General features: G+C 60.5%; 20 protein-coding genes. 11 read left to right on the forward strand and 9 right to left on the reverse strand.

What is annotated here, in order from left to right; translation table 11 throughout:
* Nucleotides 1–73: 73 nt before the first annotated feature.
* From ACWUI2_RS16425 to ACWUI2_RS16450, 6 genes are all read right to left on the reverse strand, one after another.
* Nucleotides 74–319 (reverse strand): hypothetical protein, encoded by a 246-nt coding sequence (locus tag ACWUI2_RS16425; RefSeq protein WP_486983934.1) that lies wholly within the window; start codon nucleotides 317–319, stop codon nucleotides 74–76.
* A gap of 14 nt (nucleotides 320–333) precedes the next feature.
* Nucleotides 334–1,143: a segregation and condensation protein A gene (locus ACWUI2_RS16430; protein ID WP_486983935.1), complete on the reverse strand. Its 810-nt coding sequence runs from the start codon at nucleotides 1,141–1,143 to the stop codon at nucleotides 334–336.
* A 44-nt stretch (nucleotides 1,144–1,187) separates the two neighbouring features.
* Nucleotides 1,188–3,212, reverse strand: a complete 2,025-nt coding sequence (locus tag ACWUI2_RS16435; protein WP_486983936.1) for an LPS-assembly protein LptD — start codon at nucleotides 3,210–3,212, stop codon at nucleotides 1,188–1,190.
* A 79-nt stretch (nucleotides 3,213–3,291) separates the two neighbouring features.
* Nucleotides 3,292–5,037, reverse strand: coding sequence for an ABC transporter ATP-binding protein (locus tag ACWUI2_RS16440; protein WP_486983937.1), 1,746 nt, complete (start codon nucleotides 5,035–5,037; stop codon nucleotides 3,292–3,294).
* Nucleotides 5,038–5,090: 53 nt separating this feature from the next.
* Entirely contained in the window at nucleotides 5,091–6,032 is a 942-nt protein-coding gene (locus ACWUI2_RS16445) for an aldo/keto reductase (RefSeq protein WP_486983938.1), read from the reverse strand.
* Nucleotides 6,033–6,215: 183 nt separating this feature from the next.
* Complete coding sequence (locus ACWUI2_RS16450) at nucleotides 6,216–7,109, reverse strand: DUF4339 domain-containing protein (protein ID WP_486983939.1); 894 nt, start codon at nucleotides 7,107–7,109, stop codon at nucleotides 6,216–6,218.
* A 435-nt stretch (nucleotides 7,110–7,544) separates the two neighbouring features.
* On the opposite strand from ACWUI2_RS16450, the gene gspG reads away from it, so the two are divergent.
* The 11 genes from gspG to ACWUI2_RS16505 all read left to right on the forward strand — a co-directional run bounded on the left by gspG (nucleotide 7,545) and on the right by ACWUI2_RS16505 (nucleotide 20,731).
* Nucleotides 7,545–7,994: a type II secretion system major pseudopilin GspG gene (gspG, locus tag ACWUI2_RS16455; protein ID WP_486983940.1), complete on the forward strand. Its 450-nt coding sequence runs from the start codon at nucleotides 7,545–7,547 to the stop codon at nucleotides 7,992–7,994.
* Nucleotides 7,995–8,040: 46 nt separating this feature from the next.
* The gene (locus ACWUI2_RS16460; RefSeq protein WP_486983941.1) at nucleotides 8,041–8,568 is read left to right on the forward strand and encodes a hypothetical protein; all 528 of its coding nucleotides are present in this window, start codon (nucleotides 8,041–8,043) and stop codon (nucleotides 8,566–8,568) included.
* Complete coding sequence (locus ACWUI2_RS16465) at nucleotides 8,547–9,086, forward strand: hypothetical protein (RefSeq protein ID WP_486983942.1); 540 nt, start codon at nucleotides 8,547–8,549, stop codon at nucleotides 9,084–9,086. Before ACWUI2_RS16460 ends, ACWUI2_RS16465 begins: the two co-directional genes overlap by 22 nt.
* A complete protein-coding gene (locus ACWUI2_RS16470) occupies nucleotides 9,083–9,727 on the forward strand; it encodes a PulJ/GspJ family protein (RefSeq protein WP_486983943.1) in 645 nt (214 codons plus the stop codon). Before ACWUI2_RS16465 ends, ACWUI2_RS16470 begins: the two co-directional genes overlap by 4 nt.
* Nucleotides 9,711–10,964 carry a type II secretion system minor pseudopilin gene (locus ACWUI2_RS16475; protein WP_486983944.1) on the forward strand — a complete coding sequence of 418 codons (1,254 nt, stop codon included), beginning with the start codon at nucleotides 9,711–9,713 and terminating at the stop codon, nucleotides 10,962–10,964. Before ACWUI2_RS16470 ends, ACWUI2_RS16475 begins: the two co-directional genes overlap by 17 nt.
* Before the next feature lie 184 nt (nucleotides 10,965–11,148).
* Nucleotides 11,149–12,420 (forward strand): PilN domain-containing protein, encoded by a 1,272-nt coding sequence (locus ACWUI2_RS16480; RefSeq protein WP_486983945.1) that lies wholly within the window; start codon nucleotides 11,149–11,151, stop codon nucleotides 12,418–12,420.
* Nucleotides 12,417–12,950, forward strand: coding sequence for a hypothetical protein (locus ACWUI2_RS16485; protein ID WP_486983946.1), 534 nt, complete (start codon nucleotides 12,417–12,419; stop codon nucleotides 12,948–12,950). The genes ACWUI2_RS16480 and ACWUI2_RS16485 overlap by 4 nt, the downstream gene beginning before the upstream one ends.
* A complete protein-coding gene (locus tag ACWUI2_RS16490; RefSeq protein WP_486983947.1) occupies nucleotides 12,931–16,923 on the forward strand; it encodes a secretin N-terminal domain-containing protein in 3,993 nt (1,330 codons plus the stop codon). Before ACWUI2_RS16485 ends, ACWUI2_RS16490 begins: the two co-directional genes overlap by 20 nt.
* On the forward strand, nucleotides 16,920–17,303 hold the full coding sequence (locus tag ACWUI2_RS16495; protein WP_486983948.1) for a hypothetical protein: 384 nt from the start codon (nucleotides 16,920–16,922) through the stop codon (nucleotides 17,301–17,303). Before ACWUI2_RS16490 ends, ACWUI2_RS16495 begins: the two co-directional genes overlap by 4 nt.
* A 401-nt stretch (nucleotides 17,304–17,704) precedes the next feature.
* Nucleotides 17,705–19,444, forward strand: a complete 1,740-nt coding sequence (locus ACWUI2_RS16500; protein WP_486983949.1) for a GspE/PulE family protein — start codon at nucleotides 17,705–17,707, stop codon at nucleotides 19,442–19,444.
* Between the two features lie 12 nt (nucleotides 19,445–19,456).
* A complete protein-coding gene (locus ACWUI2_RS16505; RefSeq protein ID WP_486983950.1) occupies nucleotides 19,457–20,731 on the forward strand; it encodes a type II secretion system F family protein in 1,275 nt (424 codons plus the stop codon).
* A gap of 59 nt (nucleotides 20,732–20,790) precedes the next feature.
* Here ACWUI2_RS16505 and hemL read toward each other — a convergent pair whose 3' ends face one another.
* From hemL to ACWUI2_RS16520, 3 genes are read right to left on the reverse strand one after another with little or no spacing between them, the layout of a single operon-like run.
* The gene (gene hemL, locus ACWUI2_RS16510) at nucleotides 20,791–22,068 is read right to left on the reverse strand and encodes a glutamate-1-semialdehyde 2,1-aminomutase (protein WP_486983951.1); all 1,278 of its coding nucleotides are present in this window, start codon (nucleotides 22,066–22,068) and stop codon (nucleotides 20,791–20,793) included.
* 31 nt (nucleotides 22,069–22,099) lie between these two features.
* Entirely contained in the window at nucleotides 22,100–22,816 is a 717-nt protein-coding gene (locus ACWUI2_RS16515) for an alpha/beta fold hydrolase (RefSeq protein ID WP_486983952.1), read from the reverse strand.
* A 27-nt stretch (nucleotides 22,817–22,843) separates the two neighbouring features.
* Nucleotides 22,844–24,082, reverse strand: coding sequence for a metallophosphoesterase (locus ACWUI2_RS16520; protein ID WP_486983953.1), 1,239 nt, complete (start codon nucleotides 24,080–24,082; stop codon nucleotides 22,844–22,846).
* Between the last annotated feature and the right edge of the window lie 351 nt (nucleotides 24,083–24,433).

Consider the following 24,433-nt stretch of genomic DNA (forward strand, 5'->3'; position numbering starts at 1 on the left):
GGTGTTACAAGAAGATAATGCCTTTGCGACGGAGGGGGAAGCGTGGCGAACGGATTCCACCGGCGGAGGGCGGTCAATCCTCCGGCATGTTCTTCCGGAGAATGTCGCCCAGTTCCTCCTTTTCGACCGTATCGATGGTCTTCCCGCGATGGCGGAGATCCTCGAACGTTTTGATCGCCGTCTCCGTCAGTTTTTCGTGGGTCTCCGCCGAACCGCCGACGATGTGGAATTGCTCGGCCTGGGTGATCCGCTTGTGACCATCCTGATTGTCGAGCCCGAGTCCGAGCAGCATGCCCTTTTTGCCCCGTTTTTGATTCACCTGATCAATCTCCCTTATTCGAAGGACATTTCAAGCTCGTTCTCGTCGTCGCCGGACTCGGCTTCCTCGTCGGCTGTTTCTTCGGGGGCGGCGGCGAAGAAGATCTCGGAAAACGAAGCGTCCTGCCAGACTTTGATCTTTTTCAAACGGACCAGTTCGAGGACACCGAGGAAGGTCGAGATGACCATTTTGACCGACGTTTTTTCCACGCCGTCGAAGAGGGCGGAGAAGGAGAAATCCCGTCCGGGACGGAGGTTTTCGAGGATATACTCCATCCGGTCGGCGACGGTGACGGTTTCGTCGTGAATTTCGCCGACGGTCAATTTTTCGGCGAGGCGGCGAAGGACTTGGTTGAAGGCGTGCCAGAGGTCGAGTTTGTCGGCCTTCTTGAGTGGTTTCGGGAGGGGCAGGAGGAGTTGTTGCATTTGGACCAGGCGGGGCAGGAGGTCGGTCTGGGCCACGGCCAGGCGATCGAGGTCTTTGGCGGCCTGCTTGAATTTCTGGTATTCGAGGAGTTGGTGGACGAGTTCCCAGCGGGGGTCAAACTCCTCCTCGTCGGTTTCCGATTCGGCGGCCGGGACGTTTTTCGGGAGGAGGGTCCGGCTCTTGATTTCCATGAGAGTCGCGGCCATGACGAAAAACTCCCCGGCGACTTCGAGTTGCATCCGCTCCATTTCGTAAAGGGTCTTCAGATACTGCCGGGTGACCATTTCCAGCGGGATGTCGTAGATATCGATTTCGTGTTTCCGGATGAGAAACAGGAGGAGGTCGAGGGGACCTTCGAAGGCCGGGAGTTTGACTGGATAGGTGTTGGTTGAAATCACGGGTGGTGAAAAGAGTGGTGGTTCCGCCGATGAATCGGCCGATGTCAGAACGCCAGATAGGAGAAGGAGATGGAGAACCCCGCCGGGCTTTCCCGTTCCGTTCCGGTCCGCAGGAAGACCTGGTAGTTGACATCCCAGGTGTTGTGGAAGTTCTGAATTAATGTGTAAGTTTGCCGGGAAAAACGGTGGCGGTCGGCGTCGTAGCGGATCTCGCCGACCACTCGGTAGGTTTCGTTGAGGCGGCGGGTGAAGGCGGCGGTGTATTCTTCGACCCGGTCTTCGACGTATTCGGTCCCCAGCCGGATCGACCAAAAGCGGGCGTCGGTGATGGTGAGACCGGTAGCCATTTCCCGGGTGTGGAGTTGTTGCGGAGAGAGGCGGTTCAGGAGATCGAAGCGGAGCCAGTAAATCGGGGTGAAGGCGACGGAGGTGTGGACGTCCGAGACGAATTCCTGGCCGGGTTCCCGGGAGAACCGGAGATCGTTGGCGACGAAGACCGAAAGGAGATCGGTGGAGCCGTAAGTCGGATGACGGGTCTGAAAGGCGTTTTCAACCCCGTAGCGCAAAGTGTGGATCTCCGACATTTCGTCGAGGTTGCGGATCTGGCCGAGATCGAGCGGCTGCAACTGGGTAGAGAAGACCTGGCGGTCCACCTGGGGGATGAACTGCGTCCCCCGGTCGGCTCGCGGGATGTAGCGGTATTGAAGCCGGGGCTTCACCACGTGGCGGATGTCGTCGATTCCCCAAAGCTCGTTTTGGTAGTCGTAGACGGCGAAGGCGTTCCCTTCCAGGTCGGCTCCGATTTCGCCGAGCAGCCGGGTGTAGTCGTCCCGTCCCTCAAGAGCCCGTTGGTAATGGGTCACCCGGCCGCCCGCCTTCGGGGTGAAGGTCAGCCAATCGGTGACCACGAACGGACGATTGATCCCGTAGTAGAGATCGAAACGGTCGGAGCGAGTGTTATCGCCGAGGGGATCATTTTCCCGGAGGCCGGCGGCGCTCGCCTGCAGTTGTTGGTAAAGACCAGTTTCGTTCGCTCCGAGGGGCCGGGGAAGAAGATCGAAGCGGACCTCGGGAAGACGTTCCGGAACGACTTCGAAGTCGTTGGGGGAGACCTGGGTGAAGAGTGAGATCAAGTAACCTTCGCCCAGATAAACCGCTTCGACGAAGTTGTTCGGGAATTGGTTTCGTCCGAAAATGCGGGGGCGGAAGTCGCGGGTTACTTCGGAGTCGCTCCAGATATCGCCGACCCCGGTGATCTCGACGGAGTCCCCGATCCATTGTTTGTGACGCCACTCGAGGTAATATCTTTGATCGTCGACCGGACGTCCGATCCGGTCGGTCCCGAGATCGCCCCGGTCGTCGATGAAACCACCCCGGATGCTTCCGTCGAAATAGGTTCCCGGTCCCGGGGACCGGTAGCTCACGCCCGGGCCGAAGAGGAGGCCTCGCCGGTGGTAATAGCCGAGCTCCGGGCCGACCGCCAGTCCGGTGGTGATGGGGGTCCGGGTGCCGACGAAGCCATAGGCCCCGAGGTTTTCGGTGTAACCGGCTTCGGCTTGGGCGTCGGTGGTCAGGCCGCCGGCCAGGCCGCGCATCAGGGAGGGAACGTAAAAGACCGGGACCCGCCCGACCCGAATCGTGACGTGGTCGGCTTCGATCCGTTCGCCGGGATACAGGCGAATGGTCCGGGCGCGCAGGTTGATCGCCCCGGGGCTCGGTTCCCCGAAATAGGCGAGGGTGTTTTCCAATTCGACCAAATCCGGTCCGGCGGAGCCGAAAGCGGCGCTGGCGACGAGCGGCGGTTGGCCGAACCGGATCTCCTCGCCGTTGGCGGTATTGGTCGGGAGGTGGTAATGGATCCGTTCGCCGATCAGGCGGAATTCGGGGGCGGTGATCGCCACTTCCCCTTCGGCGGTGGCTTGGCGGCGGTCCTGGCTGTAAATGATCTGGTTGGCGGTCAGCAGCGGCGCCTCCGGCCGTCGCTCCACCTCCGCGCCCTGGAGAGGCCCCGGCAGAAGCCATGAGGTGCAGCCGGCGAGGGCGGTGAAGCTGATTTTTTTAAGAAACACAGCAATGGGACTACGTTGTCCGGCACCGCTGGACAAGTTCATTTTCCGGCCGGACTCTTGGGATTTTCGGGGGAGCGGTTCAGCCGAGTTCCGACGGTTCGGGAATGAAGTCGTTTTGGATCGACCAAAGCCTGGCGTAATGGCCGCCGGCTTCGATCAGGGTTTCGTGAGGGCCTTGTTCGAGGATCCGGCCATGGCTGAGGACCACGATCCGGTTGGCTTTTCGGACGGTGGAAAGCCGGTGGGCGATGACCAGGACAGTCCGGTTTTTCATCATCCGGTCGAGGGCGGATTGGATTTTGTATTCCGTCAAGGTATCGACGCTCGCGGTGGCTTCGTCGAGAATCACGATCGGCGGATTCTTCAGGATCACCCGCGCGATGGTGAGCCGCTGTTTCTCGCCCATGCTCAGCCGGACCCCCCGCTCGCCGATCGGGGTGTCGAGGCCTTGGGGAAGCTTGCGGACGAATTCCTCGGCGTGGGCGGCTTCCAGGGCTTCCCAGAGCTCCGCTTCGGTGGCGTCGCTCTTGGCCAAAAGGAGGTTTTCCCCGACGGTGCCGTCGAATAGGAACGGTTCCTGGGCGACGAGGCCGATGTTGGAACGGAGCGACTCGAGATCGACTTGGCGGACGTCGGTGCCGCCGATGGTGATCGAACCGCCGCTGACGTCGTAATAACGGAGGAGCAAGTTGGCGATGGTGCTTTTGCCCGCGCCGGTGTGGCCGACGAGCGCGACCGTTTCGCCGCGGGGGATGACGAACGAGAGGTTTTCGATCACTTCGGCGCGGTCGTCGTAGGCGAATGAAACGCCCTGGTAAACGACGTCTCCGGCCGGTTGGGGGAACGGGACCGGATCGGGGGCGTTGGTGACCGCCACCGGATGGTCGAGGATCTCCATCACCCGGTCGCCCGAGGCGCGCCCGGCGCTGAGGAGGTGGTTGAGTTGGTTGAGCCGGTTGACCGGTTCGTAAAGCATGGTGCAGTAAGCGTAGAAGCCGACGAAGGTCCCGGCGGTCATTTCCCCCTGCATCAACAGGTAGCCGCCGTAACCGAGCACCGCGACGGCCCCCGTGCTGGCGATGAAACTGGTCGCCGGGCTGTAGATCGACCAGCGGCGCATCGCTTTCAAGGTCGTTTCTTTCAAGTCGACCGCCCGGTCCATGAACCGGTCCTGCTCGCGGGGACGCAAGGCGAAGGCGCTGATCAGGCGGTGCCCCTGGAGGTGTTCGACGAGGAGGGCGTTCAGGCGGCCGGCGCTCCGCCGCACGAAACCCCAGTTGCGCCGGGTCGCCTTGGCGTGGTTGATCCCGAGGAACAGCAGCACCGGCAACGGCAGAATGACCAAGGTGGCGAGCGACGGTTCGAGCCAGAAAAGCATCCCGGCCACGCCGAAGACAGTGATCACCGCCACCAACCCTTGTTCGGTGCCGTCGAGGATGACCCGCTCGACGTTTTGGACGTCCTCGATCACCCGGGAGGCGATCTCGCCGCTCGGATTCCGGTCATAATACGTCACCGACATGTCGAGCAACTTGTCGTGGACGTCGCGGCGAAGATCGATCAGGACCCGTTGTTCGAGGTAATTGTTGACCCGGATCCGGGCGAAATTGAGGAAATCCCGTCCGAAGAAACAGATCAAGGCGGCGCCGACGCCCCACCAGATGTAGCTTGTCTGTCCGGCGGCGGCGATGTTGTCGATCACCCAGCGGATCACCATCGGAATGGCGATCAGGAAGGCGGTGCTACCGACGGCCAACAACAGCGTCGACAGGAAAGCGATCCTGTATCGGACGAAATAACGGGCGATTCGGAGAATTGGATTCATGCTGGATTCGACTTAACCACTAATCATCGACCCGAACGGGTTGGCGCGATGGTTCAGGCGACGGTGAGGAGTTCCCGCACTTTGAAGTAGTCGACCCGCGAGAGACGGTGACCGATCGCTCCGGCGGCTTCCTCGACGTCGCTGACGCGTTTGATTCCCACGATAGCACAATGGATCGCCGGATGCATCAGGGTGGCGGCCAAAACCAGTTGGACCGTGGTCAATCCGTATTCTTCGGCGATCCCGCCCAACTGGGCAACCCGGTCGCAAAGCATTCGGAAACGCTCGCCGATGAAGTCGGGGTTCGTGTTCCGGAAATCCTCCAACTTTTCCGTCCCATGGTATTTGCCGGTGAGTAAACCTTTGTGGAGCGGGCTGTAAACCAGGACTCCGACGTCGTTCGCGAGGCAGTAAGGAAGGAGGTCGTCCTCGATTCGTCGGTCGAGGAGGGAGTAGGGCGGTTGTTGGGTGTCGAAGCGGCAGCCGGCCGACTCGGCCATCCGGAGTTGTTCCGGATTCCAGTTACTCGCCCCGTAGCAGCGGATTTTCCCTTGGCGTTGCAGCAACGACATCGCCTCGGCGATTTCGAGCGGATCGGTCAGCGGATCGAAGGCGTGACACTGGTAAAGGTCGATGTGATCCATTCCGAGTCGTTTCAGGCTGGCGTCGCAAGCCGAGACGATATGTTCGGCCGACAAATTCGGATGGCGGCTTCCGTCCGGGTAAAAATGCCAAAAAGCCTTGGTCGCCACGACGATTTCGTCGCGCGGCAGATCCTTGAGCGCCTCGCCCATCACCTGTTCGGCGAGCCCGTCGCCATAGGCGTCGGCGGTGTCGTAGAAGTTGATTCCGAGCTCGAACGCCCGCCGCATCGCCCGCTTGGCATCGTCGGAATCCTGTTTTCCCCAAAAACGCGGCGACAATTGCCACGAACCGTAACAAATCGGCGAGACCTCCAGTCCGCTGCGCCCCAATTGAACTCGATGGTTTTCCATTCGACCAAGGTGGCAAAACCCGAGTCGAAAAGCAATGCCTCTCACAGAAGGAAGTGAAGGGGAGGGAAGGGACCCGGAGGTGTTTTGGCTCTACCCGGACAGGACGGAACGAAGCGGAGATGGCGAAGCAATGTTCCGGCTCCTTGGCGTAACCAGAGACGCGGGTTTTCCATCGCTTATGGGTCAGCCGAAAGACGTCTGTCCATCAGGAGAGGCCGTCGCGGCTCCGGGGAACCAGGAGGGATCGCGCAATTTGCGGAAGGCATAGCCGAGGGCGATCATGGAGAGAGGGACGGTCACGAATAAGCCGACCACGAAGACGAGCAGACCGATAAAGTTGATACAGAAAAGCAGTATAAAGAGCAGGAACAAGTTGAAGAGCGAACCCTTGGTAATCGTATAACTTTCGCCGAGCGCATCGATCGGTCCGCGTTTTTCATCCACGATCAGAAAATCGTAAAAGAAAAACATGATGGAGAGAATGATTCCGGGAATAATGAGCAGGACAAATCCGAATAGCGTGAAGATCGCATAGAGGATCGTGGCGAGAATGTATGAGAGCAGCAATCGGTATTGGGAAAAGAGGTCTCCAATTCGCCCTTGGCCGTGATCGCAGAAAGTCAGGCTCACTTTTACCATGCCCAGGGATATCAACATCGACAACAGCATGTCCCCGATGTGAAGGATAAGGCCGACGGCGAACGAGTGCTCGGTCACGGTTTCCGCGATCCAACCCGGCACGACGAATAGGACTCCGGCCACAATCAATAAGCCGATAAAAAAACCGATGTTATTTAGGGTGGTCTGCCAGCCGAACTGAATCGCCTCGCGCTTGGAAAAGGATCCTCTGGTCGCGGTTCGCTCACGCCCGCCGTCCGGGTCGGGTGGCACACTTATCTCTCGGGAAGGAGTCGCGAACGCCCCAGCCAACGCGGACTTTTCCGCCTCGATCCAGTCGGGCATCCCCTCGGTCCAAACCAAGGTCGTCGGTGCGATTTCCCCTTGGGCGATCAGGGTCCGCATTTCCTCTTCGCTAACGGGCCCCAGTTGCCGGTCATCCTTCGCGTAATGCCACATATCGTATTTTTTTATTGGGTTAATAAGGGGCGCGGATACGCGCCGAATGTGTGCTGGTATCGTAAATCAGGTCACGTTGTCAATCTTGCGTGCGACGGGCGAAAAAAACGAATAGCGGTTTGCGCCGTTTCGAAACCTCCTCCATCCGCTGGCGGGGTGAGTCATTGGAATAAACTTAACGAAGATCCGCCACCCCTTCTTCGAGTCCGTTTTGGGTAAACCCACCTCGGGCGCCGTCGAATCTTCAGGCGTTGGAACCATCTGGCTGGAGTTGGGTCAAATCATTGAAGGGCAGGAGCTCAGTGGTTTTGGCCTTTCATGAGTATTAACTGAATCGACAAATAAAAAGCCCTCGGTGGGAGAAATCCATTTAAACGGTATGAACTGCGCAACACTTGACCTTTTTCGGGGGTTTTCCCTATTTACTCAATCGTTATGACACGCACCACCTCTGTATCCACGAACCGCCGTGATGGCGGGTTCACTTTGCTCGAAATTCTGATCGCCATCGCGTTGTTGGCGGCGATCGCGGCGTTGCTGATCGGCAACCTGGACCGGGTCCTCGGGGGGGGGCGGACCGAGGTCGCGAGAATTTTCGTGAACGAGACGATGGAGAATCCTTTGATGCAGTATCGCATTCACATGGGGCAATTTCCGACCACCGAACAGGGGCTGGAGGCTTTGCTCCGGCGCCCTTCGGACGAGGCCACCAATTGGCAGGGGCCTTACGTCCGGCGTTTGTCCAACGATCCGTGGGGGAATCCGTATCAATATCGTTTCCCGGGGGAAAGAAATCCCGAGTCCTATGATCTCTGGTCGTTCGGTCCCGATGGGGTCGACAGCGACGCCAACATCGGCAACTGGGAAAAATCCGAAAGGGATTAGACTCCGGTCGCCGAAGGTTTGGTCCCGGCGCGGCCGGGAGGTTTTCATGAAGCGGACAAGACAACTGCGGGAGAGCTGCGGCGGCCATGGCCGACGGGCTTTCACGGCGATGGAGGTCGTGATGGTGATCACCTTGCTGGCGGCGGTGCTCGCCCTTTTGATCCCGCTTTTTTACCCGATGGAAGGGAAGTTTCTCAAACGCCCGGCGGTGGAACAGGTTCAACGGGCGTTCGCCGAGGCGCATCGTCTGGCCCAGGTCGAGAACCGGGTGATTTTCCTCGATCATGACTCCGAGAAGGAGGTCCTTCGGTTGACGGATGAAGACGGAGAGCTCCGTGGAGTGGTGGAGTTGCCGAAGGGATCGGTGACCCGGCTCCGGTTCTACCGGGTGAAACCGGAACGCGAGATCGCGTCCGAGCCCGCTTTCGAGGCCGAGGAGCATGCCATCCGACGGATTCCGTTCGCCCCCTACGGAACGGTCGCCGTGGAGGCGACCATCGAGACCGCCCAGTCGGCCATCCGAATGTTGTTCGATCCATTTTCCCCGCTCACATGGCACGTTCAATCGGAATAGGGGCCAAACCGATCCGGGGTTTTTCCCTCGCGGAGGTGGTGGTGGCGGTGACGCTATTCACGTTGGCCGCCTTCGTGCTGGGGCGGGCGGTGGTCGACAATCTCCATGTCTTGCATCTGCAAAGCGAGTTCGACGAAGGCCACGTACTCGAAGTGGTGCGGCGGGAGATTCTCACGAAAACGAACCGCACCGCTGTGGAGGCGGGCGGCGAGATCGAGGTGGTGACTCCCCGGCAAAACGGCGGCAACCGCGTGAACGGCGAGGAAAACCGGAACCGGACGGTCCGGGTCCGTTGGGAGGCGGAGGTTTTGGCTACGAAAATCCTCGATGTCCACGCGATCGTGGCGGAAGTGCGCAGTCAGGATGGCGACGACGCCTCGGTGCATCCGTTCCAGTTGTTCGTTTACCGGCCGGGTTGGTCGGAGCGGGAGACGCAGTCGCGGTTGGAGGAGGTCAAGGAAGAGGAGTTCCGGGAACGCTCGCAGGCGCGGGGGGGATTGACGGGAGGGGAACGGTGAAACGCGCGACGGCAGATTCGCGCGGCCTCACTTTCATCGAAGTGTTGGTCGGACTGTCGATTTTCTCGTTGATCATGTTGGGCGGGGTGACGTTGATCCATTCGATGGTGCGGGCCCATTATGTGGTGGAAACGAATTCGCTGTTCGACCGCCATGTCGAGGGAACCGGGAAGTTGTTGGAAACGTTGGCGGTCGCAACGGGTGCCGCCTCACAGACCCCTGGACCGCAATACCGCTGGGAACGGTCGCCGGTGACCCAGCGGCACACCCTCAGCTTCCGGATCGACCGGGAGATGCCGATTTTCGTCAGCGAACTGAATCCATTGCCGCCGCTGACCGCTTTTTTGCAATTCGACGCTGAGAACGAGCAGTTCTGGCTCGCCTGGTTCCCGGATCCGCAATTCACCGAAAACCGTCGCCGGATACGTTACACGCTTCTCTCTCCGTGGGCGGCGGACATCGAGTTCGGTTACTATCTCGGCACCGAGCGGGGCTGGGAATTCGAGCGGTTATCCGGCGGAGAGCGGACCCATGGGAACCGTCGGCCGAACCGGATCGAACTGGTTTTCGAGCGGGCCGGTCAGGTCAAACGCCACACCATTCACCTGGAGGAGGATCGACGCCATGTCTTGCTCTACTGAACGGAGGAAGCGAAAAACCGGGGTGATCCTCCTGGTTGTCCTCGGCATGATTTTGATGATGTCGTGGCTCACCGTGGAAGTTTTGGCGGCGGTGAAGAAGGAATTGCCGAGGAAGGCCGATCCGGCGCAGGAAGCGCAACTCCGCAATTTGGCCTACCAGTTATTGGAAATCAGCTTCGGGGTGTTGGCCGAAATCGATCGGATCGAAGAGGGGATTTACAGTCCGGTCCAAGGGTGGAGCAACCCCTTGGCTTACGCCGGGATCCGCGAAGGAAGCGAACCGTTCCGGCGGGAAGTCCGGTTCGCCGCGCCAACGGCGGACCCGCGGTCGCCTGCCGCGTCAACCGCGGGCGCGGGCGGAGGGGGAAACGGCGAACTTTCGTTGCTGGAGGAGTTGCAACGGGAGGAGGCCGCCGAGGAAACGGATGCCGCTGACGCCGGGTTCGCCGATGCGGAGGAGCGGGACGTTCCGGCGGCGGCGCTTCCGGAGATGTTGACGGAGATCGCGGCGCTCGAATTGCCGCCAGGGTTGCAGGCGCGGATCCGGATCCGGGACGAGTCGGGGAAACTGTCGTTGACCGGCACGAACGAAACCCGCTGGCATCATTTTTTCGAAGCGATGGGTTTCGAGGAAAGCGAGCGGGATATTTTGACCGACAGCCTTCTCGATTGGATGGATCGGGACGACGTCGCCCGCCCGCACGGCGCCGAAACGGCTTTTTACCAGCAGCGCGATCCCCCGTACCGGGCGCCCAACCGTCCGCTCCGCGACTTCCAGGAACTGCGACTTATTCAAGGATTCGAAACCCTTTTCTTCGACGAGGAAGGGACGCCGAACGAGAACTTCCGCCGGTTTCGCGACTCGGTCTCCCTTTATCATCGGGACGAGGTCAATTTCAACACCGCTCCCGCGCTGGTTTTGGAAGCCTTGGCCGAGGAGCAAGGATTCGAAGCCGACGACGTATCCGGCTTTTTGGCCGGCGCCGACGGAACGCCCGGGACCTCCGATGACCGGATCCTGCGCCGGGGGTTGAATCCGGACGATCTGCCCCGCAACGAGGATGGGGAACCGGTGCCATTCGACCGCACCGCCACCACCCTGCACGTGGTGATCGAGGTGACTGGCGGCCAGACCGTCTTCACCCTGGAGGGAATCCTGGATTTGACACGTCGCCACGCCGGTGGGGTTTACCCCTATAGGATCGTGCAACTTTTCGAGAACACACCCGTCTATTAACCTACATTCTGCAATTGAGATCGCCGCGAAAAAGCACAAAAGGCTCAAAACAGGGAGATAAGATCACTTGGATATGAGAAAGCCGACCACCTCTCCAGGGAAACAAATCCCTTCGATCAACTCGTTTTTTTTGAGTATTTTGCGCCTTTTCGCGGCGATCCACTGATTTTCTTCGGATTAACACATGGCCCGATCAACGGAAAACCGACCAGTCCGCTCGGATGAGCCCGTCGACCTCAGCGTCCGGCTGGTCGCCTCGGCGCGTTTTTTCACCGCCACCACTTCGCTGCCGCGCGGCATTCGTCCCCGCGACTTGAGACCGATGGCCGGTGGGCTGGTCGAGGAGCATTCCCCGCTTCCGTTGGAGCAGACGGCGTGGGGGTATTTGGCGGAACCCGGACGGAAAAAAGAAGGAGCGCTGCTCTATTTCGCGGCCGCCCGGACGGCGGTTTTCCCGGAGGTTTCTCCGAAGATCCGGGAAGCGAAAGCCTCCCAGCCGGTTCTTCCGGCGTTTGCCGCCCTTTACGGCCTGCGGATGAAGGCGCCGACCTGGATTTTCCTCGCCGACGACCAAGGGGTGGCGGCGTTGTTGTTTCAACCCGATTCGGGGGTGCCGACGCGGATTCTCGCCCGGTTCGTCGAGGATGAGCGGGTCGACAACGCCAAACTCTGGAAACTCCGGGAGGAATTGGCCGGGGAAATTCGGCGGGATCGTCCGAAAGAGGCGAAAGAGGAGCAAGCGCTGGACGGATTGATCCGCGCGACCGGAAAGGCGGGACGCAACAACCGGGGAGTTTTCTTCACCTTGGAACGGCAAGCGACCCCCGGCGGTTCCTGGTCGGCGTGGAAACGGACCGAGTTGAAGAAGCCGGCCCAGGTGTTGGGCGCCGATCTCCGCGATCACGACGAACTGGAGTCGACCCACCGGACCAATCAATCCGGCAAACGGATCGTCGTCGCCGCGGCGGTCTTCGGGGCGGCCATCGTCGCATTGGTCTGCCTCGAGCTGATCCTTTTCGGACGCAACCAGGAGGCGTTGGAAATCCGTTCGCAAATCGCGGCGCGCGCTTCCGACGTCGAGCGGTTGCAGGAGATCGAGCGGATGAACAAGGCGCTCAACGAAGTGTTCGCCCGGGAGTTTCTGCCATTCGATTGGCTGATGTTGGTCAACGAGCACCGTCCGCAGGAGATCTCCTTCACCAGCTACGGAATCGAAACCGGTGCCGAGGTGGCGATCCAGGGGCAGGCCCGGGAGGTCGGGTTTATCAACGCCTTCGCGGAACGTCTCGGCGGAGATCCCCGGTTCCAATCGGTTCAATTGCAAGACGTCCAAACCGCCCGCGAAGGGGCAACCTTCCAGTTGCGGATCGCTCCTGGCGACATCCGGGCGACGCCGCCACCGACGAACAATCTCGACTCCGGCGACGATTCCGGTGAAGAAGGGGAGGAGCCATGATCCGCGTTCTGCTTAATATGTCGGTCCGCGAGCGTCTCATGTTGGGGGCGTTGATCACGGTGTGTTTGCTGATTTGGGCGAGTCGGCTCTCCGACCGTTGGAGCGACACCGAGCAAGCTCTCAATACCGCCCGGCGGGAAGCGGAGATCCAGCGGACCTGGCTCGGCAACAGCGCCTTCCTTCAGACCCAGCTGGAACGCTCGATGTCCCGGGTCGACACCGGCCGAATGTTGTCCGCCAACGGATTGACCGCTTTGGTTGACGCCTACGCCCGGGAGCATGATCTGCGGCATGAGTTGAGCAGTCCGACGGTCACGCCCGGGGTCGTGTATTCCCGGGCGACGCTCCGGATGAATCTGCGCAACGTTTCGTTGCACGACCTTCTTCGGTTTCATTTTCATATTCTGGAACATCATCCATACGTCGCCCTCGAAGGAGTGGCGATCATTCCAAATCGAGCGGATCCGCGACTTCTGAACGTTCGCCTTCGGATGAGCGCGATTCAAATTCATGAAACCACCGACCGCTGATTCCGGAATCCCTTTCATCACCATGCTTCGTTTGCGCACCACACTCACCGTTTCCTGCCTCCTGGCGGTCTCTCTTTTCATTCAAGCGACGACGTCCGTTCACGCGGAAGAAGAAGTCGTGATTTCGCGGATCGTCGCTTCGCCGATCGGAGACCGGAATCCCGACCAAATGATCGGTCCGATCCGGATGTCGAACATGAACGTCCTCCAGACGATCGATCTGCTGCGGGAGTTCAGCGGCCGGGTTATTCTGCCGGGGGAAAACCTTCCCGAATTGAAACTGAATTTCAACAGCGGCGGGCAACTGCGCCGGAAAGACGCGATCTTCGCGATCGAAAACCTGCTGGCGATGAACGGCGTCCATCTTCGTTTGATGGATGAAGGTTTCGTGGCGGTCACTCCATCGGCCCATGTCGAGCGAAGCGCGCCGGTTCTCCTTTCCAGTTGGCCGGAGGCCACCGATTCCAATCAGATTTACTCCAAACTCTTCCAGTTGCAGAACGTCTCGGAAAATGTCGCTTTCCAACGGGTCCGCAACTTGCTCTCGACCCGCAACCGATCCGGCGTGCAACGGATGCCGGAGGCGAACGCCTTGCTGATCACCGACACGTTGTCCAACCTGCGCCGGATCGACCAACTGTTGAAGGTCCTCGATCAGCCGTCCGCCTTGCGCCACGAGCTCTACACGTTCCAGATCGAACATGGCAATGCCTCGGGGGTGCGTCAGCATTTGTTGCAAGCGCTCCGGTCGGGACTCGCTTCCCGGCTCAGCGAGACGATGATTCATGCCGACGCCCGCAGTAATATCCTCTGGCTCGTCACCCATCCGTCGAACTACGACTTTTTCGCCGAACTGATCCAGGAGTTCGACCAGGAAATCATTCCGTTCACCACCACCGAAATCGTCCAGATCGAACGGGGCAACTTCTGGTCGATCTGGAACGCCGTCAACGGCATCATCCGCACCCAGCAAAACCATTATCGTCAACGTTCCTTCCGCGCCCGGGAAACGACTCTACCCGCCGCGAGCCGACGGATGACGGTGGAAGGAGAGAGCGAAATGTTGGAGTTCGTTTCCGGGGAAAACGGAGACGCCGACACCTTGGCCGTGGAGGAGGCTACCCGGTCCTCCGATCCGTCGGCGGTAATGGTCGAAGAGGCTGACCCGGAACTCCAGTTCAGCCCCTACATCGCCTTGTTCGCCGACGCCTCCAATAATTCGATTGTGGCGTATGGCACCCGGGCCGACATCCGGCGGGTCCGCGCCTTGATCGCCCAGCTCGACATTCGGTCCGCCCCTTACATCCAGACCGAATCGATTCCAGTCGTTCACGCCGAAGCGGACGATTTGCGAAACATCATTTCCTGGACGATTTCCACCCAGCAACGGACTTTCCGCCAAGCCCAGATTCCGGATTCCGGCCGGACCGAGCAGAGCCGTTCGGAGATCGAGGAAAGTTACGAATTCAGCTCCTTCGCCGCCGTCATTTCAAACCGCCGGGACAATTCCCTGCTCGTTCACGGGACCCAACAGGACATCGGGCGGATCCGCGGTTTGATCGAGAAACTCGACGTTGAATCGATCCCGCTCACCCGCAATGAGGTTATCTATCTTGAGCACGCGGAGGCGGCGGCCCTGGGACGGATGGTTCAGTCGATCATTCATTTCCAGCGGCAGGCCTTCGCCCGCCAACGGACCCAGTCCCAGGCGCGGCCGGATGACAACGGCGCGTTGATCGGCGAACAGCCTTCCCTCGGATTCGAGTTCAGTCCCTACGCCGTGGTCAACGCCGACCGGCGGACCAACGCCCTCTTCCTCTACGGCACCGCTCAGGACATCGCGCGAGTCCGCCACATCGTGAAGGAGGCCGACATCCCAGTGGAACCCAGCACCACCACCCGGATTCTTCCGCTGACCCATACCGACGCCAATCAGACCTCCGCGATCATCAATCGCCTGGTCGCCGGGCAGAACCGCGCCCTGGCCCGGGTTCGCAGCGAGACCCGGGGCATCCGCAATCCGGCCGCCGACGGGGGCGACAACCTGTCCGCCGGAATGATCGACGGCGACGAATCGTTGCAATTCAGCCCGTTCATCAGCGTCACCCCCGACAACCGGAGCAACTCCTTGATCGTGTATGGAACCCATGGAGACATTCGCCAGGTCCAATCGCTGTTGCGCGAAGTCGACATTGAGGTGGCCCCCTTCACCCGCAGTGAAATTTTCTTCCTGGAAAACACCCAGGCCAACAACCTCTTTCCGGTTCTCAGCCGGGTCGTCCAGGGGCAGGAACGCGCTTTGCGCCGGGTCCGTTCCAGCATTCTTGAAATCCGCAACATCCGGCCCGACGATCCGGCGGCCGAGGGCGTGGAGATGGCGCTTCAAGGTTTGCAATTCAGTCCTTACATCACCATCACGCCGAACAGTCGCAACAACACCATCATTGTTTTTGGCACCGAGTCCGATATCCGTCAGTTGGGCCAATTGATCGAGGCGAGCGACGTCAAAACCGCTCCCCGCACCCGTAGTCGGACGTTTTTCATTCGGCACGCGAACGCTCCGGATGTGGCGCGGACGATCAACGCTTTGATCAGCCAGCAGCAACGCGTCCGGGAGCGCGAAGCGACTTTGACCCGGGTCTTCCGGCGAAACGGAGAGACTTCCGACGACCGGGAACGGGACGAGGATGGATCCAACGGCGGCGAATCCCGTCTGGGGAACCTGATCGAGGAAACATCCACCACCAGTTTCGCCGATCTGTATTCATTTGACGAGGACCTGCAGTTCAGCCCCTACATCAGCCTGGTCGCCGACACCCGGAGCAATTCGGTGTTGGCTTACGGAACCACCTTCGACCTTGAACAGGTCGGCCATTTGATCGAGCAGATCGACAACGTTCTCACCCAGGTCCGGATCGAGGTAATCATCGCCGAAGTCACCCTTTCCGGCAATCAAGTCAGCGGGCTCGAATCGTTCGGGATCAACTACCGCAATCCGTTCGATTTCCAGGGGAACGCCACCGTGCCCGGCGACATCGGGGTCCGCGGCTCCGCTCCGGGCTTGGACAGCGACGGACGTCCGGCGATGGATTTCGGTTTGGCGTTGCGCGATTTCAGTCTCACCAGCGTCTTCCGGGTCGCCCAACAGGATAACATGGTCAAGGTTCTCTCCGCTCCGTCGATCACCACTTCGCATAACCAGGTGGCGACGATCAACGTCGGGGAAGCCCGGCCGGTGATCACCAGCCTGTCGAGCAACCTGGCGAGCTCGAACCTGGTGACCCGTTCCGAGATCGAGTTCCGCGACATCGGCATCACCTTGCGGGTGCGGCCGTTGGTCGGTGAAGACAGTTTCATTCAGATGGACCTGGAGCAAATTGTCGAAACCGTGATCGACACCCAGACCATCGACGGGAACGTCCAACCGATCATCGGAACCCGCCGGGCGCATTCCTTCGTCAGCGTCCGCAACAGCGAGGTGCTGGTTATGGGAGGTCTCCAATCGGTGGATACGTCCAACCGCGAAGGACGGGTGGCGCTGCTCGGCAACCTGCCGGTCTTCGGCAACCTTTTCCGTCCGAGACAGCAGGGGGAAACCGTCCGCGAACTCGTCATCTTCATCCAACCTTACGTGGTGGAGAGCCAGCCGCGCGACCGGATTTTACGTCATGAAAATTTGGAGAACAGCATGATTGGCGAATCGGTCGACCATTTCATGAAACAGGGACGGTTCTTTGAGATTGAAACCCGGACGGAAGCCCCGGTCCCGGCCGCGGAACCGTCGGCGTCCGAGGAACCATCGGCTCCGCGCGAGGAACCGCGGGAACCGGCCGATTTGCCGCCCGCCCGTCCGGAACCGGTGAGACCGACGGTGGAAGAGGAGGACGCTCCGCAGGCGTTCGTTCCGGATTCGACGTCCAATGGCGAACCGCCTCCGATGGTCCGCCGCATTTCGAGAGGAGCGGGACGATGAGTATTCGAAATAAAACAACGACGGTTGTTCTTGCCGCAATCCTTGGCGCTTCCGTTCCGATGATTGGCACCGCCGAAGAAGCGGCGAAGGCCGATCCGATGGCAGCTTACCGGGCGTTGGTCGACAACTCACCCTTTTTGACGATGGAGTTTCGCCAACGCCGGCAGGCCTCCGCCGATTTGCGGCAAATCAGTTTTCACGGCGGGGTGCAAATCGAGGGGCGATGGCTCCTCTGCTTTCACGATCGCCAGAGGAACGAAACCGTTTGGGTCGCCGTGGGGGAAACCTTTAGAGACCATACCGTCAAGTCCTACGCCGCGGATCAGGGCGAGGTTGTTCTTGAAAAAGGGGGAAATACCACGACCGTACGACTGCAGTAATGGGGAGAGGAATCGACCAGTGAGGCATCCGGGAAATCATATCGACGTTTGCAGTTCTTCAACTCAGCGCTTCGGACTGGGCTGGGCGATGGCCGAACTTTCAGTGCTCAAAACGCGTCCGGTCACCGCGGGTTCGAAGCCCCGAAGGGGAGTCATTCCACAGGTTTTTGGACGAAGCAGGACGATGGCCGCACCTTCAGTGCTCAGGACATGTCCGGTCACCGCGGGCTCCAAGCCCCGAAGGGGAGTCATTCTACAGCCCAGGGCAACGCCCTGGGGTCTCGTTCGATTTGAATCGCCAGCCCTGAAAGGGCGACACTCCGGCCGCCGGGCCCGATCTCGCTGTTCCCAAAACGTTTCGGTCCGGCGACCGGTCGTTGAACCATCCACCGACGCACGCCATGGAAAAAATCCTTAAGATACCGTCCCTGCAACGTCTTCTCGAAGATACCGATCCGCTCGAGGTCCAGCGGATCGACCGGGCGCCCCGGGCTCAAAAACTGGCGGTGTTGTCCGATTTGACCGCGATCAGCGAACGCGAATTGATGGTGATCATCGGCCACGGGATCGGGATCGACATCCTCGACCGCTTCACCCCGGACGAAGAGGAGGCCGAAAAAATCCCCCTTCGGATGATTCTCCGTTACCAATGCCTGCCGATCCATCCGCCGCCGGAGTGGGACGGACATTATTGCCTCGCCACCGCCTGGCCGCCCGATCCGGAAATGATCCAATGGCTCTACGCCCAGATCGGCCGGAAACTGACGTTTTTCATGGCGCTTCCGGAGAAGCTGAACGGATTTCTCACCGAACGCTACGGGGTCGGTTCGGAGAGTCTCGACGATCCCCGGATGCAGGCGCTCCTCGATCGGCGGGAAACGAAGCAGGAGGAAGACGAGGACGAAAACGCCGCCATCATCCGGTTCGTCAATGAAGTGGTCGCCCAGGCGATGCGCGACCGGGCGACCGACATCCATTTCGAGCCGCGCAAGGAGTCGCTCAAGATCCGTTACCGGATCGACGGACAGTTGGTCTCCGTCCCGGTCCCGAAGAACTTGGTCGCCTTCCAGAGCGCGATTATTTCCCGGATCAAAATCATGTCGCGGCTGAACATCTCCGAACGGCGGCGCCCGCAGGATGGACGTATCACCTACGGCCAAGGGCGCGACGAGGTCGACGTCCGCGTTTCGACTTTGCCGACGATGTATGGCGAGAGCGTCAGTATGCGCTTGCTGAACGAACAGAGCCAGCCGACTTCGATCCGCGATCTCGGGTTCATCGACACCGACGAAGCGGCGATCCGCCAGGTGTTGGATCTTCCCCATGGAATCGTGTTGATCACCGGTCCGACCGGTTCCGGGAAGAGCACGACGTTGAGCGCCTTCATGCATCGGATCGGCACCCCGGAGCGAAGGGTGATCACGGTGGAGGATCCGATCGAATACGAGATCCCGGAGATCAATCAAACCCAGGTCAACCATGAGATCGGACTGACCTTCGCCAACGCCTTGCGGAGTGTTTTGCGTCAGGATCCGGACGTCATCATGGTCGGGGAAATCCGCGACCGGGAAACCGCCGACATCGCGGTCCGCGCCTCCTTGACCGGTCACTTGGTCTTGTCGACGCTCCACACCAACGACGCGCCGGGGGCGATCACCCGTTTGATCGACATGGAAATCGAGCCGTTTCTGGTCGCCTCTTCGGTCGAGATGATCATCGCCCAACGCCTTGTCCGACGGCTTTGCCAATCGTGCGCCACCAAGGAAAGTCCCGACTCCCGCTACCTGCGCTCGTGCCTGATCGCGCTCGGGGTCGACCCGACCGAAGCCCGGCATGGAACCAGCCTCAAACGTCCCGCCGGATGCGACGACTGCCGCAACCTCGGCTATCGCGGCCGGATCGGGATCTATGAAATCCTCCGGATCGACGACCGGATCGATGACTTGATTTACAAACAGGCCTCCGCCCGGGAAATCCGGAAACGGGCGCTGGAAAACGGATTGCGGTCGTTGCAGGAATGCGGCTGGCATCACGCCAAACACGGACTCACCGCCCTGACCGAAATCATGCGCTACGCCGATCTCAACGCCGAGGAATCGCGGAAAGGGGAACTCGACCCCGACAGTTCGATCATTTTGTAAGCTCTCTCATCCATGTCCAATTTCGTGTATCGCGCGCTGCGCGCCGGTGGCAAATCGGTGACCGGACGCATCGACGCCGGCAGTCTGCGGGAAGCCCGGCAGAAACTCCGGGAAACCGGCTTGAATCCGATCGAAGTGACGATGGCCACCGCCACCGCGGGGGCTGCCGTCCAAGCGCCGCGGGAAGCCGCGGCAACCGGGGGAAAGAAAAAGGCGGTCGATCTCGACCAACTCCGCCTATCCCGCGCCAAAGCCGACGCCCTCAGCCTCGCTTTTCTGGAGAAGTTGCACCAGTTGTTGGACAACGGCCTTCCCTTGGGCGACGCGGTCAAATCTCTTCACCAACGACTGACCGATCCGACTTTGCATGCGGTGGCCGGAGCACTCTGGAAAGACCTGAGCGAAGGGGCGACCCTTGCAGTCGCGATGCGGAAACGTCCTGCTCTTTTCGATACGACCCTGGCCTCTATGGTCGAAGCGGGGGAGGCGACCGGAAATCTCGAACCGATCCTGGCCAACATCGTCGATCTGATCCGCTCCCGGATAACTCTCCGGAAGAACATCCTGGCCGGGCTTTCGTATCCGGCCTTCATCCTGGTGGTGGTCTTTTTTGTCTTGTTGTTCGTCCTCTTTTATTTGATGCCCCGCGTGCAGGAAATGCTCGATTCGATGGGGGGCGACCTCTCCCTCGCGGCGAAAGCGGTGGTCTTTTTCGCCAGTTCGACGCTGACCTTCGGACCGTTCGTTCTGTTCGGTATCGGCATCGCGGCGTTGGCGGTTTACCAGTGGCGGAAGACCCCCGACGGCAGGCTCACCACCGACCGACTCTTGTTGCGGATCCCGGCGGTGCGGGAAGTGATTCTCGATTCCGAATTGAGCCGGTTGTCCAACCTCGCCGCGATCCTGCTCGGGAGCGGGGTCGACACGGTCGACGCGTTGAAGTTGCTGGAGAAGACGTTTAAAAACGAAGACCTGCGCGGCCGTTTCCGAGCCTGCCGGGCGTTGATCAACGACGGCGCCTCCTTCTCCGACGCCCTGCAAACCTACGGCATCCTGGTCAGCACTGACGCCGACGTTTTGGCCATCAGCGAAAACACCGGCAGTCTGGTCAAAGGCTTCCGCAGCATCTACGACAACCGCTACGAAAGTTTGGAGACCGAGATGAAACGACTGACCGTCCTCACCTCGACGGTCTCGCTCCTCTTCGTCTTCGTCCTGGTCTTCCTCCTCGTCTTCGGCGTGGTCTCCAGCATCATGCAACTGAGCAACTCCGTCCTCGGGGGATAGCCGTGGGATAGGCATTCTTGCCTGTATTTCGACACAGACAGGAGTGTCTGTGTCACGCTCTATATGGACCGTATCGCTTTGTCGAATACCGTCTGGGCGTGCTCGATCGCTTCGCCGGAATGGGCGGTGCTGATGAAGCAGGCTTCGAACGGGGAGGGGGGCAAATAGACGTTTTGCTCCAGGCAGGCGCCGAAGAACCGGCGGAAAAGTCCGGCGTCACTGGCGATCGCCTGGTCGTAATTGCGGACCCGGTCCCGCGAGAAATAAATCGAGAACATCGATCCGGTCTGCGGAGTCTGGACCGGAATTCCTTTGTCCGCGCAGGCGTCCCGGATCGTGCGGGCTAGCGTTTCGCCCATGGTATTCAATCGTTCATACGGGTTCTCGGACTTCAGTAGACGGAGGGCGGCGAGTCCGGCGGCCATCGCCAACGGATTGCCGCTCAGGGTTCCGGCTTGATAAACGGGGCCTTCGGGAGCGAGCTGATCCATGATGTCGCGGCGTCCGCCGAAGGCGCCGACCGGGAGACCCCCTCCGATGATTTTGCCCAAGGCGGTCAGGTCGGGGGTGATCCCTGCTTTTTCCTGCACGCCGCCGAGGGCGAGGCGGAATCCGGTCATCACTTCGTCGAAGATCAACAAAGCTCCGTTGGCGTCGCAAAGCTTTCTTAAACCGGCCAGGTAGCCGGGATCGGGGAGGATCAAGCCGACATTCGCCGGGTAAGGTTCGAGGATGATTCCGGCGATGCTGTCCGGGTTCGCGGCGAAGGCTTCTTCCACCGCGTTCAAATCATTGTAGGGAAGGACCACGGTTTCGCGGGCGAAGCTTTCGGGAATGCCGGCGCTGTCGGGACGTCCATGGGTGAGCGCTCCCGAGCCGGCTTTGATCAAGAGGGAATCGACATGGCCGTGGTAACAGCCGGCGAATTTGATGATTTTGTCGCGGCCGGTGAAACCGCGGGCCAACCGGATGCAGGACATGGTCGCCTCGGTTCCACTGTTGCACATCCGGACTTTTTCCACCGACGGGACCATCTCGATGATCGTTTCCGCCATCTCGACTTCGTAGGGATTCGGGGTGCCGAAACTGGTGCCGTTTTCCAAGGCCTTCGCCACCGCTTCGCGGACGGCGGGCGGGTTGTGACCGTGAATCGCCGGGCCCCAGGTGCAGACGAAATCGGTCAACCGGTCGCCGTCTGCGGTGTGCAGATAGGCTCCTTCCGCGCGGTGGACGAAGAACGGACTGCCCCCGACCGAACGGAAGGCGCGCACCGGTGAATTGACTCCTCCCGGCATCAGCCGGAGGGCTTTCTGGAAAAGTTCCGAGGATTGGCTCATAGGGAGGATGTAAACGGATACGACCCGCAACTCAAGCCGCTATCCGGCGCAAGAACTCTCCGATCGCCTTCAACGCTTCGTCGGAATGGAGTTGGAGGAGAAGGTGGGGGGAATCCAGCCGAATCATCGCGACGTCGGGTCGTTGTTTTTCAATGTATCGGATGTTGTGCCTCCAAATCAGATTGTCGGCGGTCCCGCCGAAAAAGAGCAGGGGCACGCGGCAACCTTTCAGTTCGTCGGTCGCGTCGACCATCAGCGCGGCACGGGCCCGGTGGGCGATCACCCGCGGCGAATGGACGGTGAGGAGATTTCGGGCCATCCGGATGATTTCCGGCGAGGAATCGCGGCTGGCGAGGATCCATCGGATCAGCCAATCCGGGCTGTAGTGCGCAAGCAGGGAAAAAAGACCGGGTCGGGCGAAAAATCGCAGGAAACCGGGGAACGGACGGCGGGCGAACGAGGCGCTGATCACCGCCCCGACCATTCCTTCGGGGGCGGTCGCCGCCAGTTTGATCGCGAGCGGTCCGCCGAACGATTCGGCGATCAACAGGAACGGTTCGGCTGGGAGGCGTTCGCGGACGTATCCGACCAATTCCTCATAACCGAGCGGCGTAGCCTCCGGATAAGGAATGACGAGAGGAGTCACGTTCGGAGGGAGACGCGGGATCACCGGATCGAAGGCGGCGCCGGTGCCGTCCAGTCCGGGGAGGAACACCCAGGTATTTGGATTTTGGAGATCTTGGTTCATGTCGGGCGGAAATTCGCCGGTCGTCACTCAAACGCGGCGTTCGACCGAACGCAAGGTCAGGTGCAGGATCTCGGCGGGGGCGGCGGTGCGCAGGGGGAACCAATTGCCCGCGCCGTTGGAGATCGCGGCGTAGCTTTCCCCGAGACGGTAGAGGCCGGACCAATACCGATACATCGCCGGACCGAACCCGAGGTTCTCGTTGACCATCAGTTGCCCGCCGTGGGTGTGACCGGCCACCGTCAACGGCAGTCCCGCCTCGGCGGCGAAATCGAAGGCGTGTGGATGATGGGCCATCAACAGCGGAAAGGCGTGGGGATCGCGCAGGCGGAGGAGTTCGTTCAACGATCCCCGGATCGCTTCGTCGGAGTAATTTTCGTTGCGCGTCGCGAACGGGTCGCCGCTACCCCAGCGCAAGCCGAGGATCTGTACCCGGACGCCGTGAATCGTTACGGTGTGTTGTTCGTTGACCAGCAAGTTGAGCCCGGCCGCCCGGCATTCCCGGCGAAACGCGTGGGGTCCCGGGATGAGATCGTGATTCCCCTCGCAAAGGAAAACACCGTGACGGGAGTCGATGGCGCGGATCATCTCGATGGCAGCCGGGAGGTCGGCGATGTCGTCGTTGATCAAATCGCCCGGCATCAGGACGAGGTCGGCGTTGAGACGGCTGGTCGTTTCGGCGATCTGGAGCATGGTCGGTCCGGTGGTGAAGACACCGGAGTGGACGTCGGTGAGGTTGACCACGGTGAGGCCGTCGAGCACCGGCGGAAGGTCGTAGAGGGGGATTTCGAAGCGGCGGACTCGGAAACGGCTCAACTGTGGCATCGAGAAGCCGGTCAATCCGACCAACGCCACCGGCGGGACCGTGGCGCCGAGGGTTCGGAGGAAAACCCGGCGGTCGATTCCGCCCTCGGGGGAGTCCCGGCGGGGAGCGTGGCTTGGTTTCCGGCGACGGTGCCGCCAGAAACCCCGGACTCCGGCGACCATCCGGGTCAGCGGGGTCAACAAGAGGCATCCCGGCAGGATGATCAAGTGCCAGATATACATGGCGGCGACGATTGGCCGGGGCAAGAGATCCCGCACCGGAAGATCGAGGCCGCGTCCGATGAAAAAGAGGAAGAGCAGCACTCCCATGGCCGTCCCGAACAACGGAGGGAAAAGCCGGAACTTCCAGGAAAGCCGGTTGCGTCGCAGGGAAAGGTCGGCGATCCAAACCCAAAACAGATTCAGCAGGATGAGGAGGCTCAGGATCAGCCAGAATACCCACATAGAGGAAGTAAAGGTGAGAGAGGTTGGACGCGCATAGAGATTCCTCCATTACAACCTAAGTTTCCCGCTTTCTCAACCCAATTGACGAAGAGCGGGGTTCCCGGAGGGCGGCCAGGGCTGTGGCCGATATGTTGGAGTCCCGCCTTCAGGCGGTCGCCGTCTCAGGAAGGATTCGTAGTCGGGTTGGCTTTGCCGCCCGACCGCGGCGGACGGAGACGGGCTCGCGGCTGAAGCGCGCGGCTCCTTTCATCCGGCGAAAGCCGGCACGCTACAAGAAAGGAGAACGCACATTGCTGCGCCATCTCCGCTTCGCTACGTCCTATCCGTTTCCCATCAGGGCTAGGTGGGTGC

It is taken from the genome of Verruconatronum alginivorum (genome assembly GCF_056590205.1).